The organism is Pseudoalteromonas sp. CuT4-3 (genome assembly GCF_035666335.1).
GTDB classification, from domain to species: Bacteria; Pseudomonadota; Gammaproteobacteria; order Enterobacterales; family Alteromonadaceae; genus Pseudoalteromonas; species Pseudoalteromonas atlantica.
This window is the reverse complement of sequence record NZ_CP142030.1, coordinates 712,810-727,572: the sequence shown is the minus strand read 5'-3', so window position 1 is coordinate 727,572 and position 14,763 is coordinate 712,810. Positions and strand designations below refer to the sequence as shown.

Sequence of the window (14,763 nt, the reverse complement as noted above, 5' to 3'; positions counted from 1 at the left end):
TTATGCGCTTTTTGCACTTTGCATAAGTGCTTCTATATCGTTTATGGTTTTAGGCACGCTCAGGGTGAGGTTTTCATGCCCTGACTCAGTAATAAGTAAATTATCTTCGATACGAATACCAATGCCTTTATATTGCTGCGGTGCATTTGAATCTTCACTAATATAAAGCCCAGGCTCTATGGTTAACACCATGCCTGGCTCAAATGCGCGCTCAACGTTGTTTTGTTTGTAATCGCCTACATCGTGAACATCAAGGCCTAACCAGTGGCCAAGACCGTGCATGTAATATTCTTTACAGGCACCTTTTGCCATTAGCTCATCAAAGTCGCCGGTTAAAATACCTAAATCAAGTAATCCTTGAGTCATTACTTCCATTGCACGTTTATTGGCATGCGACATAAACCCGCCGGGTTTAACTTCTTCAAAAGCCACTTCCTGCGCTTTAAGTACAATGTTATAAAGCGCAGCTTGAGGTTCGCTAAACTTGCCATTAACCGGAAAAGTACGCGTGATATCGGCAGCGTAACCTTGTAACTCACACCCTGAGTCAATTAATACTAGATCGCCATCTTTTAGCACATCGCTATTTTGCGTGTAGTGCAAAATATTAGCGTTATCGCCACTACCAACAATGGTGCCGTACGCAGGATGCGGCGCTCCGTTCATTGCATAATGATGATGCAGCTCTGCCTCTAGCTGAAATTCTGTAGCACCAGGGTGCGAATAACGCATTGCACGCATATGCCCACGGGCACTTATTTCGCAGCCTTCACGCATAATGTTTACTTCGCTTGGCGATTTAAACAAGCGCATTTCGTGAATAAGACCACGCACATCTTTTATCGTACTCGGGGCCTGATAGCCTTTTTTAGGCGCGCTGCGAAGTGTGTTTAACAAGGTAAATACTTTGGTATCAAAACTTGGGTAAGCGCCTTGTGCATAAAATAAAATCTGCTGACCGTTAACCAAATCTAATAATTGTTCAGTTAGCTCACTTAATGCGTAAGTTTCGTCGAATAAGTACTCATTTTTAGCTTTTTCGAAGCCAATTCTGCGGCCGTGCCAAATTTCGGCCAGTTTATCTTTATCAAGACAAAATAACGTACTTGGCGTATCGCTATTATTACACAGCACTAAAACGGCATCGGGTTCGTTAAAGCCGGTTAAGTAAAAAAAGTCGCTGTCTTGTCTAAATGCATATTCCGTATCGCGGCTACGAGTTACTTCACTGGCCGCAGGTATAATGGCTACACTATTTGCATCCATTTTCGCAAGTAAACGCTCACGGCGTGCTTTAAATTCTGACTTTTGTATTTCAACCATGCTTTAACAACCCGTTTTATTTAGATTAATGTAGTGTTTTTTTAGGTGCTTTTTCTTTGCCAAGCTCGGCAAAACAAAGCAATGCCGATACACGTACATATTCAATCACTTCATGCAGGGCTTGGCTGTCTTCTTCGGTTTCGTCAAACATGGTATCTAGGCGTGTAATTTCGCTAAAATCGCTAATAACTTCTTTTACATCTGCCGATAACTTACCGTAATCTTTTTGCTTTAAACCAAATCCAAGCATAAACCCTGCAACCCATGATACGAGGCCATTGGCTTGATCGATGAGTGTTTCATCATCGCTTGGTAAAAATAAATCGAACGCAAAAGCTTCATCGTTAAAACTTGCTACCACTTGCTTATAAATGGTGCCAAAAAACTGCTTTAGGTCGTTGCTAAACGCTTGGCCATCATTAAATACATCGCTTAATAGGCCTAAGTATTCTTTGTCATCAATACTTAAACCACACGCTAGTAATCCACTAATTACGCCGTGCGCTTCTGCCGGTGAGACAAAAATTTCGTTTTTTTCTAAAAGCAGCTGGGCTTTTTGGTAATCTGGTAAGTCGCTCATGTTTGTATCTTCGCTTTGCTAGTTAAGGCAATGCTACCACTCGATAAAAAGCAACTCCAATTAATTGTATGATCCTGCTCAAAAAGTAGCATGATAAGTAAATAGCGAGTTACCAGCGGGCAAAAACTGCTCGAACGGTTCAATTTTTTACGTTTGGGGTTTAAGGAATGGATTATGTCTTATATACTGAACTTGTTCCCTGGGGTGCCGGAGTTTGGTTAAGTCCCTGAGCCGATAAATTTTATACTAGGATTTCTGTTCGTCTACTATTGTGCAAGCTCGGCATGTACCGAGAAGCCTACGGTAGACCGCAGCTTTCCGCCCTGAAACCTTCTGGTTTCAGGACTGACGCCGGACACCGCACGCTTGGGGAACACTTTTCTTATTTTTCTGTTTTTGCATTTTTTGCTACTCCCCTGTTTTTAAATACCCTTTATTACCTTTATAAATTTTTAGCAAAAAAAGCTGCAATTGATATTAATCAACCACAGCTTAGTCCTAGAACACATTTCGTTATTTATCTAAACCAGCTTTGAAAACGCTCCATCAGCATATAGTTTACTGGCACTAATATAAGCGTAATAAACGTAGCAAACACAATACCAAAGCCAAGGCTTACTGCCATTGGAATTAAAAACTGTGCTTGTGTCGCCTTTTCAAATAGTAGCGGCATTAAACCAATAAAGGTGGTTAAACTTGTGAGCATTACTGGGCGAAAACGTGCAGCCCCTGCAAGTTTAACCGCATCAATAATTTTGCCGCCTTCACTGCGTTTTTTATTAATAAAGTCAACCAACACAAGTGAGTCGTTAACCACCACACCAATAAGTGCCAACATACCAAGTAAGCTCATAATGGTTAACTCCATCCCCATAACCCAGTGCCCTATTACAGCGCCTATCATGCCAAACGGTATTACGCTCATTACAATAATTGGCTGCATGTACGATTTAAGCGGTATCGCTAATAGTGAGTAAATAATAAAAAATACAAATAACAATGCCCAAGCAAGCGAGCCAAACGACTCTCTTTGCTCTTTAGCTTCACCTTCTAGCTTGTAATCAACACCTGGGTATTGCTGCATTAATTCATCTAAATACTCAGTTAGGTCGGCTTGCAGCGCGGTCATGTTGGTATTGCTTTTTTCTATGTCGGCAGTCACGTTAAGTGTGCGGTAGCGGTCTATTCGGTTAATCGTAGATGGGCTTTGCCCTGCAATTAATGTGGCTACATGCGAAAGTGGCACCGAGCCGCCCGTGGGCGTAGTAATAAGTATATTTTGTAAGTCGGCTACAGAGCGGCGCTCTTCAATAGGTAGGCGTACCATAACGCGTACATCGTCACGCCCGCGTTGAATACGCTGCACCTGCGAGCCAAAAAACGAGTTACGTACTTGGTTTGCTACATCAACTCGGTTTAAGCCCAAAGCAAAGCCTTGCTCGGTAAGCTCTATTTGCAACTCTTCTTTACCATCAGACATACTATCGGCAATATCAAATACGGTTGGGTAAGTACTTAAGCGCGCTTTAACGCTTTCGGCAATTTTTTGTAACGTATCGAGCGATGTACCACTTAGCTGCACATCTATAGGGTCTGAGCTGCGTCCTATTTCAGCCCTAAAGGTTACGCTTTCGGCGCCAGGAATAATCCCTATTAAATCGCGCCACTCACTTACCAGCTCGCGTGAGCCAATGTCTGAGTCGCGGCTCTCTGCAGGGGTTATTTCAAAGCGCACACTGCCTGAGTTAGACACGCCACCACGCCCACCGGTTGAGGCTAAAATATTTAATATAACGCTTTCGCCGGTATCTTCATCGCGGTATTTGTCTTGCAATAACTGCGCTTTTTGCGACATATCCATTACATACTTATTGGTAACTTCAAACGGCGTGCCTGTTGGCAAGGTTAATGTTACTCGTACGGTTTCGCTTGGGATACGCGGAAAAAATACAAACTTAGTCCAACCACTGGTTATTAAAGTTAAAATTATAAAAAACACGCCAACAAACAAACTCACCGTCGCTAATTTATAGCGCAATGCTTTAGCTAAAATAGGCTGATAGTATTTTAAAATAGCGCTTTCAAATCCGTCTGCAAAACGCTGCTGAAGTACTTCAAGCTTTGATGATTTTGTTTTTTGATTACGTAGTTTTATGTACTTTAAATGAGCTGGCAGCACAAATTTAGACTCAATTAACGAGAACAGTAATACCGGAATAACCACCACCGGAATTTGTGCAAACAAGGCACCCCGCGCGCCTTCAATAAACGCTAAAGGTAAAAAAGCCGCTACGGTTGTTAGTACCCCAAAGGTAACTGGTGTTGCTACTTCTTGCGTGCCTAAAATGGCAGCTTGTTCGCCCGACTCTGCGGTTTTTAAATGAGTATAAACGTTCTCCCCCGTTACTATGGCGTCATCCACCACAATACCCAGTACTAAAATAAAGCCAAATAAGCTCATAATATTAAGGGTTACACCAAAAATAGGCATTGCAATAAATGCGCCCATAAACGAAACAGGAATACCAATAAACACCCAAAATGCGATGGCTGGGCGTAAAAATAGAGTTAGCAAAGCCAGTACTAAAATGCCCCCTTGTAGGGCGCTGCTGGTTAGCGTAGCAATACGGCTTTTTACAACTTGAGAGTCGTCATCCCAGTAACTTAATTCAAAACCTTGTGGTAACGAGCTTTGCTTAGACTCTATGTAGTTTTTTACATCATCTGCGACATCTATCGCACTTTGCGGCCCTATGCGGTATACATCTATAAAGGCGGCTTGTTTACCATTAAAGCGTGTGCGTACTGGGGTTTCTTCAAAGTCATCATTAATGTTTGCTATATCACCTAAGCGTATTACTGTACCGTCGCTCTGATTTTTAACTACAATGTTTGCAAATTCATCTTTTCGGTAAGCTTGCCCTTTTGAGCTTATAAGTACATCGCCCCCTTCTGTTTTTAAATTACCAGCCGAAATATCAGAGCTCGACTTAGCCACAGCGGTAGATATTTGCGCAAGGGTTAAGTTGTATTGGCGAAGTGTATCTTGACTTACTTCTATGGCGAGCTCGTAATCGCGTACACCACTTAGCTCAACCTGCGTAACATTAGGAAGGCGTAAAATATCGTCGCGTACTTGCTCGGCGTATTCTAAGGTTTCTTTTTCACCGTAATCGCTCGCTACGGTAACAGCTATTACTTCGCGTTTTCGCTCGGCAAGCGCCACAATGGGCTTTTCAGCATCGGCCGGAAAAGTGTTTATAGCATCTACACGGCTTTTTATATCGGCTAATAATTCGCGTGGGTCGTAGCCACTTTCTACTTCTATGGTTACCGACGCAGAGCCCTCTGATGAGCGGCTAGATATTTGCTCTATACCTTCTAAATCTTGAACGGCTTCTTCTATTCGAATGGTAACCCCTTGCTCTACATCCTCAGGGGTTGAGCCGCGCAAAGTAACGCTTACACTTATGCGATCTGTTTCAAACGATGGAAACACCTCAAGCGGTATTTGACTCGATAAACTAAATAAACCCGATAGCAGTAACGTAATAAGCAATAAATTGGCTGCTACATGGTTTTTTGTAAACCAAGCAATCATGGCTTATCTCCTTGTGCAGCGCGGCGTTTTTGTATTAGCTCTTCAACACTAATTCCCATTTCTTGCGCTTTTTTTTCTAGCTGCTCACGCGATGGACGCTTACCTTTACCTGCGCCATCTGGGCCTTTTGCTCGCATATTTTGCGTATCGGTTTCGCCTAAAATGCTTACTGCTGTGCCTGAACTTACTTGCCCAAGCGGTGTAATTACTAACTTATCGCCTGCATTGAGGCCTGTTTTTACCATAGCTTGTGTAGCATTTTGCCATGCAAGCGTAATGTTTTTACGCTTTAACAGCCCCTCTTCAACCACATACACGTAGCTGCCTTGGTAAATAGTACTATTAGGGATTATTAACGCATCAGGCAATACATTACCGCTAATTTGCGCAGTAATGTATTGCCCAATTTTAATTGGGTATTGGTTATTAGCCGTGGCTTTGTAAGGGTCATTTATCTGCGCAACAATATACAATTGCTGTGCACCTTCATCGATAGCGCCTTCAGTGCGTATTATTTGCCCTTGCCATGTTTGCTCGCCCACTAAGTCAGATTTAAACTTAACGAGTGAGCCGGCTTGGTTTTTACTGCCATCTCTGTATTGCTCTGGCAAACTAATATACGAGAGGTCTTTATTTTTAATTGGTAAGCGCACTTCAACGCTGTCTATGGCATAAATAGTTGCAAGTTCTGTGTTTTCGCTTACCACTTGGCCAAGGTCTACATTACGACTAAGCACACGCCCAGCGTAAGGCGCTGTAATTTGGGTACGCTCTAAATCAAGCTGTGCTTTTTCAAGTGCGGCTTGTGCTGAAAGTACTTGTGCTTGTGCAGCCGCTAGTTGGGGCTCGCGAAGTACTAAGCTGCTCGCTTGCGATGAGCCGCCTAAACGCTTCCAATCAGTAATTGCTTGTTGGCCGCGGGCTTTTTCTTCTAACAAACTTTGCTCTGCAGTAAGTAATGCTGCTTGCGCCGATTTGACCTCAGCTTGATGATCTCTATCGTCAAGCTGTAGCAGTACATCGCCTTTTTCAAAAAAACCGCCCTCTCTAAAATCATCACTTACTTTATTAATTTGCCCAGATGCTTGAGCCACTAACAAACTTTGAGTACGCGGCTTTACCGTGCCATAGCTATCAATAAAAATTAAGTAATCTTGTGGCTTAATCTTTTTTACCGATACGCTCACCGTGGCTTTAGGAGGTGAGCCAAAACGTTTTGCTTCAGGTGGATTACCCTTAATAAACATAACAATTAAAATGGTGGCCACCACCACTACGGCTGGGATTAAAAGTTTTGCTGATTTAGTTTTCATCGTTATTGCTCTTAGGTTCGCTTGTTGGGGCGTTAAAATCGCCGCCAAGGGCAACGTATAGGTTTATTCGGTTAGCAATTAGCTGGTTTTTTGTTTCAATGAGTGAGCTTTGCGCATCAAAAGAGCGCGACTGGGCATCAAGCACAGTAGTGTAAGTTACTAAGCCGCTTTGGTACTGCTCAAACGACAGTTGCTCTGCTGCAAGGGCGTTTTCTTGCGCCTCTAGCGTGCTTTTATAACTGGCTTGCAAGGATTGCTGCTGAGTAATTGCGTTTTCAACATCGCTGAATGCATCGTACAAGGTATCTAAATATGCTTGTTCTTGTTTTTGTGCATTTAAGCGTGCTACTTCTTCATTTGCTTTTAGCTGGCCACCATTAAATATTGGCGCAGAAATACTGCCTAATAAAGACCACGCTAAGCTTGATGGCGAGAATAAATCGCTCACTCTATCGGTGCTATCACTCACGCTTGCTGATAAGTTTAAACTAGGGAAACGCTGTTTATGTGCATAGGCTAGGCCTGCATCGCTTGCTAATAGCTGGTACCAGCTTGCGCGCAATTGAGGCTTGCGTGTAATTAGCTCAGAGGGAATACCGGTATTAATTGGCGAAAGAAAAACTGGCAGTTCAACCTCTGCTGATATATCGCCTTTGGGGTAGCCGCCTAATAAGCGCTCTAAAGAACGCGACGCGCTTACAAGCGTGGCTTGTTGATTAGCAATACGCGTACGCTCGTTATTAAGCTCATTACGGGCTAAATATACATCGAGTGCTTCATTAATACCTTGGCGGTAGCCCGATTCAATAATATCTAAGTTTTGCTGTGCGTTTTCTTCTCGGCGTTTATATAAATCGAGTAACTGCTGGGCGGTTACTAAATCAAACCAGCCGGTGACAACATCGGCCACCAATTGCTGCTTAGCTTGCTCAAAACTAGCTTGTTGCGCTAAGTAGTTTAGGTTAGCTTGGCGTTTAGCATCAGACAACTTACCCCACACATCTACTTCATAGCTTAGCTCTAAAGTGACAGAGCTGGCATTATCATAACTTACAGGTCTATTGTCTTTACTGCGCCTAGTTTGCGCAGATAAATCAAGATCGGGCCAAAGCGCAGAGCCTGAAATTATTAATTGCTGCTTTTGTATTTGTACATCGTAGGCACTTTGCAGCAAAGCCTGATTATTATTAAGTGCTTTATTAACAAGGTCTTCAATGTAAGGGTTTTCTAACGTTTGCAGCCATTGCTGATCTACTGCAAGTGTATTTTGTGCTAAACCATGTTGCCATGTCGCTGCAATGTCGCTGGGTGCTTGCTCGCGCTGCTGAGGGTTTAGCGTACCCGCACAGCCGCTCAACAATACCAAGCTAAGAGCCAATAAAGTTGGCTTAGTTTGCCAAATCATAGTTAACCTAAATTACTGCCATTTATGAATGTAATTCAAGCACTTTGGCAAATTTTGCTCAACTTACTTTACATAACATTACATACGTTGCGATGAATTAACATAATAGTCAGTTATTATAAAAACAGGCAGGGAATTTGAAGGGTATTTATTCAAAAAAGCAAATAGCGTGTAATACACTATTTGCTAAATGGGGTAAGTAATGCTGTTAAACACAAGCCTTTAAATTTCTTTAACGAAGCTCATATATTGCTGCATATCGCCAACAACTGCTTGCGCTAATAATTCGCTTGTTTCTACTGCGTACGGCTGTTTAAAGTGAATATCCCACAACGCAGATTCACTGCGCCAATGTTCATAAACAACTAATGTATCGTCGTTATTTTCAATACTATATAAATCAAACACTAAGTTACCAGGCTCCTGGCTGCGCGTTTGCGTTACATGAGTTTCGAAACGCTCAATGACTTTATTTTTAAAACTTGGCTTAATCTTAAAAATAAAAAACACAATACATATATCATCTTCAGGGTTAACAACTTTTGTATTACGCTCATGCAGCGGAGCTGGCACTGTATTTTCTAATAACATGACCTGTGGCGCCGATTGGCTGATTTCAGGCAGCGCATTTAATAACGTTTGTGTGTAATCCTGTGCGCCATGGTAATCAACTGCATTTTGATCTTCAAAACGCTCATAAGCAAAAAAGACGCCTGGCTCGTTTTTATCCTGATATAAACGCATCTCTATAAGACCTGTTTCGGCTTTAGCGCCTTGCTTGTCTTCTTCTAGTAGCGCTTTAAATTGTGCGATGTGCTCGTCTTTAATATCAAACTTAACAATTTGCGTGATCATAATTAGCTCCAGCTTTAAATGACTTATACCAATACGCTTAATTAAGTGATCTATTTTGAGGCTTAAAAAACGTGTTGATAACAAGGAAAAAATCGCTATTCAGTTCTAAATAGGAATTTTAACGCCGGTAGCGACACGTTTAGCCCCGCAAAATGATTAAGTATTACTGCGGATTGGCATTATTAAGGCTAAAGGTACCCTGCACTTTATTACTTAAATCAATCATATTGAGTGAGTAAATGGAGTGAGTAATAACAGCACCTAACCTTTTGATGAGGTAATTATGCGCATGCAAACAAGGGAGAAAAAGAGAGGATATACCCAATTAATATGGACTGTTTTGTCCATAATAAATTTAAAGCAAAAAAAAGCCCTGCATGTGTATGCAGGGCTTTAATATAAATGGTGCCTCGACCCGGAATCGAACCAGGGACACGAGGATTTTCAATCCTCTGCTCTACCAACTGAGCTATCGAGGCACTTAAGTAGTGCCAGCTAAAGGCTATATATTCAAACCTTTAACTAAAATAAATGGTGCCGACTAACCGAGTCGAACGGTTGACCTACTGATTACAAGTCAGTTGCTCTACCAGCTGAGCTAAGTCGGCACACTAAACTGTGTGCTAAGGCACGTTCAATTTTAAAGATTGAGAACTTAAAGTAAATGGTGCCTCGACCCGGAATCGAACCAGGGACACGAGGATTTTCAATCCTCTGCTCTACCAACTGAGCTATCGAGGCACATAAACTGTGCAATTAAATGGTGCCGACTAACCGAGTCGACGGGTAACTTGAACAGACTACTGATTACAATGTACTTTTCAAATTACTAAAATAAATGGTGCCGACTAACCGAGTCGAACGGTTGACCTACTGATTACAAGTCAGTTGCTCTACCAGCTGAGCTAAGTCGGCACACTAAACTGTGTGCTAAGGCACGCGTAATAACGTTTAAACTATTGATTAAACACCACTACTTTAATAAATGGTGCCTCGACCCGGAATCGAACCAGGGACACGAGGATTTTCAATCCTCTGCTCTACCAACTGAGCTATCGAGGCACTTTAACAGTGCTAATTAAAAATCATAAATGATTTTTAATGCAATTCCCACTCAGCGCTATCGACTGAGCCATCTGGGCGTGCGGCGTATTAAACGAGTTTTGCCCTTACAAGTCAACTTTTTTTTTACTCTTTATAACTGTTTGAACGGTTTTCACACAACAAAGCGTATTTTTATATACTAATGTTTATTTATCCAACAAAAACTCACAAAAAACCTTAATTTAATCAATTAAACCAGACTAAAAACGTAGTGAATTATTTTACGTAAATGATACGATTACTGTGAAAATACGATAAGGGCTTATCGTACAAACAAATACCAATGGGAACAATCAATGCAGAGTAAATTCTCTTCGCCGGTGAAAGGCTTACTGCCGCTTTTTTTAATAATTAATATTGCAGTAACAGCGCTTGCTATTGTTGCCTTTGCGTTTTATTCGCAAAACACACAACCTGCACCAGCAGCCAAACAAAAAGTAAGTATTACGCAGCTAGCACAGCAACTTGATTTACCAATGGTAGATGCACTTACTATGTATGGGCAAGGCAAGGTTCGCCAGCTACTTGAGCTTACCTCAGTATTAGATGATGAGTTTGAATACACGCTCTATCGCTTTAATGCCACCTCAGAAACCCAACTTGTATATAGCAGCACTAAACCCGCTATCGAGTCTAAAAAAGTAAATGAGCATTTAACTGAGCAAGGTGTATTGCACCATATATTGCTTTTGAACGACCAGCCTATTGGTGAGCTAATAATAAAACAGCAGTTACCAGCACCGCCTTTAACGCAGCAAGACTCGCAAGTAATAGCCTATATTATTGCAATTGTAAGCGTGTTTGCCTTATTTGCATTAGCCCTACTATTTAATACCTACATAAATACTCGCTTGCGTAAAAGTAGCCATTTATTAAATGAAGAACTTCAAGCGATTACCGAAAATGGCAATTACGACAGTAAAGTAAGTGAAAAACTAGACCTAGGCTTATCTGGCGTGGCTAAAAACATAAACTTGCTGCTAGATAAAGTTAACTCAGTAATGTCTGAAAAAGAAGCTGCGCAAAAAGAGCTTCAAAAATTACAAACAGGCCTTGAGAGCGAAGTACAACAAAGAACAATTGCATTAGAGCAAGCGACATTAAAAGCACAACGTGCTAGCGAAACTAAAACGACCTTTTTAGCCACTATGAGCCATGAAATTCGCACGCCTATGAACGGCGTTATCGGCACTATAGATTTATTAAGACAAACAGAGCTTAATGGCGCGCAGCATCGTTTAAGTACTATTATCCGTGAGTCAGCGTTTTCACTATTAAGTATTTTGGATGATATTTTAGACTTCTCTAAAATTGAAGCGGGTAAGCTAAATATTGACCCTACGCCTTTTTCAGTTACTGATACGATTGAAGAAGTGGCTCGCGTGCTTTCATCTGTTGCTAAAAAGCGCAAATTAGATTTAGAGCTTTCTATTGCGCCAGATATTCCAACTAATTTAACTGGCGATACAATACGGGTTCGCCAAGTACTGTATAACCTTTGCAGTAATGCAATTAAGTTCACCAGTACTGATGATAAACGCCAAGGGCACGTAAAAATATCGGTAGAAGTGGCCCATAATACGGCGGATCATTTTACGCTGCGTTTTTGCGTAACCGATAACGGTAAGGGCATGACCCAAGCGCAACTGCGAGAAATATTTAACCCGTTTGTGCAAGCCGAAAACTCAATTACCCGTGAATACGGCGGCACTGGTTTAGGGCTTTCTATTTGTAAAAGTTTAACCGAGCTTATGCTCGGTACTATTAATGTAACTAGCCATGCAGGCATTGGTAGCGAATTTACCGTTGAGCTTCCATTTGGTACCTCAGGAAAAATTAAGTACGCACATAAAAATGCGCTCAATGGCAAACATGTAGTGGTAGTGAGCAATCATTTAGAGCGCGAAAAAGCAATGTACCGCTATTTGTCATTTATGGGCGCTAAAATTACCTACGAGCACAACCAGCAAGAAATAGAAGCTCAACAAGAGCAGCACGACATCATATGGGTTGTAGATGGCATAGATGATATGGAAAAAGTTAACTCTTTACTGCGTCGTCTTATTTACTCACTTGAAGATAATAATCAACAAGTGGTGGTATTAAGTAAGCTTGATGAAGCCGCTATAAACCATAAAAATGTATTTTATATTAATGCCTCACCGCTGTGTAAATCTAACTTTATGATGTCGATATTGGTAGCAGCAGGCTTGCATCAACCTAAACAAATTAAAAAAACAAAAACACTCAACAATTATTTAAATGTTGAACAAGCACGCGATGCAAATAAACTCATTTTATTAGTAGAAGATAACCTACTAAACCAGCAAGTTTTAACCGACCAGCTGCATATACTAGGCTATGGCGTTGAAGTAGCAAATAACGGTGAAGAAGGTTTAGATATGTGGCGTCAAAACAATTACTCGCTCATATTAACCGACTTACATATGCCAAAAATGTCAGGTTACGATATGGTTGAAAAAATTCGTGATGACGCCGAGTTGTTAGATTCTATAGACGCTCAGCCTTATATTATTGCGGTTACTGCCAATGCGCTCAAAGGTGAAAAAGAGCGTTGCCTGGCGGTAGGTATTAATGACTTTATTACTAAGCCTATAGAGCTTAATGCCTTAGAAGATACCTTAAAGCGTTGGTATGATAAGCATAATAAAGACCAAACTGTTGTCATTCATCAAAAACCTGCCATGCCTATTAATATGGACGCGGTATCGACTTATGTAAACGGCGACGAAGCCAAACAATTACGCTTTTTCAAAATGTTTTTAGAGCAAAGCCAAAGCCTAATTAAAAGTATTAATTCCGGCGTTATGGTTAATGACAGAGACGAGATAAGCAGTGCTTGTCATCAGCTCAAGGCAATCTCTAAAACTATTGGTGCTGAGGCCGTTGCGCAATGTTCAGAAGAGTTTGAAGAGAAGTGTCGAAATGCCGAGCTTGATACTGATGAGCTAATAGCGCAAAGAGATACCCTTGAAATTGAATATTCTAAAGCTGCGCAGTTTTTAAAAGAACAAGTGCGCTCAGCGAATACTGATGAAGAAACGCTATAAAATATAGCTATAAAAAAAGGGCTATATAGCCCTTTTTTTTATGCCTAAAAATTACTTTTCAGGAGGTCGATAACCTTCAATTTCTACATCTTTGTCTTCAAACAAAAAGCCAACCATTTGCTCTTCTAAAAACGTACGGTGCTCTGGGTCCATCATATTTAAATGCTTTTCGTTAATTAGCATAGTTTGCTTATGCTGCCACTGGCCCCATGCCTCTTTAGAAATATTATTAAAAATTTTCTCGCCTAGTTCACCAGGGTATAACTGAAATCCAAGCCCTTCGGCTTCTTTTTGTAACTTTTGACAAAATACTGTACGTGCCATAATTGACTCTCTTAAGCGCTAAATGCTAATAGTTTAACCTATTGGGCTCATTTGTTTAACCAACTTTTTAGTCGGTGCGGCTAAACCCACCTCTATAGATTGATCAAGTGGGTACCACACAAGTTGTTTATCGTTTACTACATCCGGTACGTTATTAATATTAAGCACATGTGGGTTTATTGTCAGCTCAAAGTGCGAAAACACATGAGTAAAAGGCGTTAACTCTTCCAGCTCAGTTTTTAAGCCTTGCTGATTTAAAAATAACACCATTTCGCTGTATTCGTTAAACTCAAAAAAGCCAAACAGACCGCCCCAAATACCGCTACTTGGGCGTTTTTCCATTAAAACTTTCTCGTCATGCTGAATAATTAATTGATGACAACTCTTTTTAGGCACCGCTTTTTTAGGTTTAGAATGAGGAAACTCTTTTACTTTACCGGCATTAAACGCAGCGCAATCGCTATTAAGTGGGCACGCTTGGCAATCAAAGCGACTGCGAGAGCAAAGGCTGGCGCCCAAGTCCATCATGGCTTGATTAAACTCAGTCACATTGTTTTTAGGGGTTAACTGGGTAGACAAATGCCAAAGTTGGTTTTCTACTTTTTTTACCCCATACCACCCTTCAACCATAAAATAACGGGCAAGCACTCGCTTAACATTACCATCTAAAATAGGGTGGTGCTGGCCAAGCGACAGCGATAATACCGCACCTGCGGTAGAGCGCCCTATTCCGGGTAAAGCCATGACTTCTTCAAGTGTAATTGGAAATTTACCTTGGTATTTATCTCGCACTATTTTGGCCGTTTTATGTAAGTTGCGTGCCCGTGCGTAGTAACCTAAGCCAGTCCAATGATGCAGCACTAAATCTTCATCTGCATTTGCTAAAGCAATGATATCTGGGAAGCTTGCCATAAACTTTTCAAAGTATGGAATAACCGTAACAACTTGCGTTTGCTGTAACATTACTTCTGACACCCACACTTTATACGGTGTTTTACCTAGTTGCCAAGGCAATGTTTTACGCCCATGAAGGTGATACCACTGAACCACTTGGTTAGCAAATTTGTCTGACTGCTGTTTATATAAATCCAACATATACTACTTTTACTCATGCTCAATAGCGGCTCAGTCTATTGCAGTTAATAAAAAGATCAAGCGATGAAGGCGCTATAACACGCTAATACTTG

Annotated in this window: 9 protein-coding genes, 5 tRNA genes and 1 other RNA gene; 2 read left to right on the top strand and 13 right to left on the bottom strand. The window is 41.2% G+C overall.

Annotation, left to right across the window (positions count from 1 at the left end; translation table 11 throughout):
• A complete protein-coding gene (gene pepP / locus VOI46_RS03225) occupies positions 1-1,323 on the bottom strand; it encodes a Xaa-Pro aminopeptidase (protein WP_004589600.1) in 1,323 nt (440 codons plus the stop codon).
• A gap of 25 nt (positions 1,324-1,348) precedes the next feature.
• Positions 1,349-1,903 (bottom strand): UPF0149 family protein, encoded by a 555-nt coding sequence (locus VOI46_RS03220; RefSeq protein ID WP_004589599.1) that lies wholly within the window; start codon positions 1,901-1,903, stop codon positions 1,349-1,351.
• Positions 1,904-2,096: 193 nt separating this feature from the next.
• Between VOI46_RS03220 and ssrS the strand changes: the two genes are divergently transcribed.
• A non-coding RNA gene (gene ssrS / locus VOI46_RS03215) (6S RNA) lies at positions 2,097-2,280 on the top strand.
• Between the two features lie 140 nt (positions 2,281-2,420).
• Here ssrS and VOI46_RS03210 read toward each other — a convergent pair.
• The 9 genes from VOI46_RS03210 to VOI46_RS03170 all read right to left on the bottom strand — a co-directional run bounded on the left by VOI46_RS03210 (position 2,421) and on the right by VOI46_RS03170 (position 10,139).
• Positions 2,421-5,504 carry an efflux RND transporter permease subunit gene (locus tag VOI46_RS03210; protein ID WP_004589597.1) on the bottom strand — a complete coding sequence of 1,028 codons (3,084 nt, stop codon included), beginning with the start codon at positions 5,502-5,504 and terminating at the stop codon, positions 2,421-2,423.
• Positions 5,501-6,817 carry an efflux RND transporter periplasmic adaptor subunit gene (locus tag VOI46_RS03205; protein WP_282338651.1) on the bottom strand — a complete coding sequence of 439 codons (1,317 nt, stop codon included), beginning with the start codon at positions 6,815-6,817 and terminating at the stop codon, positions 5,501-5,503. Before VOI46_RS03205 ends, VOI46_RS03210 begins: the two co-directional genes overlap by 4 nt.
• Positions 6,807-8,222: a TolC family protein gene (locus tag VOI46_RS03200; RefSeq protein ID WP_004589595.1), complete on the bottom strand. Its 1,416-nt coding sequence runs from the start codon at positions 8,220-8,222 to the stop codon at positions 6,807-6,809. Before VOI46_RS03200 ends, VOI46_RS03205 begins: the two co-directional genes overlap by 11 nt.
• Positions 8,223-8,444: 222 nt before the next feature.
• Complete coding sequence (locus tag VOI46_RS03195) at positions 8,445-9,077, bottom strand: antibiotic biosynthesis monooxygenase (RefSeq protein ID WP_039972559.1); 633 nt, start codon at positions 9,075-9,077, stop codon at positions 8,445-8,447.
• 403 nt (positions 9,078-9,480) lie between these two features.
• Positions 9,481-9,556: transfer RNA gene (locus VOI46_RS03190), tRNA-Phe, on the bottom strand.
• A 53-nt stretch (positions 9,557-9,609) separates the two neighbouring features.
• Positions 9,610-9,685 (bottom strand) — tRNA-Thr (locus VOI46_RS03185).
• 57 nt (positions 9,686-9,742) lie between these two features.
• Positions 9,743-9,818: transfer RNA gene (locus VOI46_RS03180), tRNA-Phe, on the bottom strand.
• A 98-nt stretch (positions 9,819-9,916) separates the two neighbouring features.
• A tRNA-Thr gene (locus VOI46_RS03175) sits at positions 9,917-9,992 on the bottom strand.
• Between the two features lie 71 nt (positions 9,993-10,063).
• Positions 10,064-10,139, bottom strand: a tRNA-Phe gene (locus tag VOI46_RS03170).
• 338 nt (positions 10,140-10,477) lie between these two features.
• Between VOI46_RS03170 and VOI46_RS03165 the strand changes: the two genes are divergently transcribed.
• Positions 10,478-13,252: a hybrid sensor histidine kinase/response regulator gene (locus VOI46_RS03165; protein WP_004587536.1), complete on the top strand. Its 2,775-nt coding sequence runs from the start codon at positions 10,478-10,480 to the stop codon at positions 13,250-13,252.
• 51 nt (positions 13,253-13,303) lie between these two features.
• Here the strand turns inward: VOI46_RS03165 and VOI46_RS03160 are convergent, their stop codons facing one another.
• Both VOI46_RS03160 and mutY read right to left on the bottom strand, forming a co-directional pair.
• Positions 13,304-13,576, bottom strand: coding sequence for an oxidative damage protection protein (locus VOI46_RS03160; protein WP_004587535.1), 273 nt, complete (start codon positions 13,574-13,576; stop codon positions 13,304-13,306).
• 33 nt (positions 13,577-13,609) lie between these two features.
• Positions 13,610-14,671 carry an A/G-specific adenine glycosylase gene (mutY, locus tag VOI46_RS03155; RefSeq protein WP_004587534.1) on the bottom strand — a complete coding sequence of 354 codons (1,062 nt, stop codon included), beginning with the start codon at positions 14,669-14,671 and terminating at the stop codon, positions 13,610-13,612.
• Positions 14,672-14,763: the final 92 nt, after the last annotated feature.

Excerpts from the sequence above, each read along its gene's own strand:
- pepP (WP_004589600.1), bottom strand. The coding sequence starts at position 1,323 with ATGGTTGAAATACAAAAGTCAGAATTTAAAGCACGCCGTGAGCGTTTA.
- VOI46_RS03220 (WP_004589599.1), bottom strand. The coding sequence starts at position 1,903 with ATGAGCGACTTACCAGATTACCAAAAAGCCCAGCTGCTTTTAGAAAAA.
- VOI46_RS03210 (WP_004589597.1), bottom strand. The coding sequence starts at position 5,504 with ATGATTGCTTGGTTTACAAAAAACCATGTAGCAGCCAATTTATTGCTT.
- VOI46_RS03205 (WP_282338651.1), bottom strand. The coding sequence starts at position 6,817 with ATGAAAACTAAATCAGCAAAACTTTTAATCCCAGCCGTAGTGGTGGTG.
- VOI46_RS03200 (WP_004589595.1), bottom strand. The coding sequence starts at position 8,222 with ATGATTTGGCAAACTAAGCCAACTTTATTGGCTCTTAGCTTGGTATTG.
- VOI46_RS03195 (WP_039972559.1), bottom strand. The coding sequence starts at position 9,077 with ATGATCACGCAAATTGTTAAGTTTGATATTAAAGACGAGCACATCGCA.
- VOI46_RS03165 (WP_004587536.1), top strand. The coding sequence starts at position 10,478 with ATGCAGAGTAAATTCTCTTCGCCGGTGAAAGGCTTACTGCCGCTTTTT.
- VOI46_RS03160 (WP_004587535.1), bottom strand. The coding sequence starts at position 13,576 with ATGGCACGTACAGTATTTTGTCAAAAGTTACAAAAAGAAGCCGAAGGG.
- mutY (WP_004587534.1), bottom strand. The coding sequence starts at position 14,671 with ATGTTGGATTTATATAAACAGCAGTCAGACAAATTTGCTAACCAAGTG.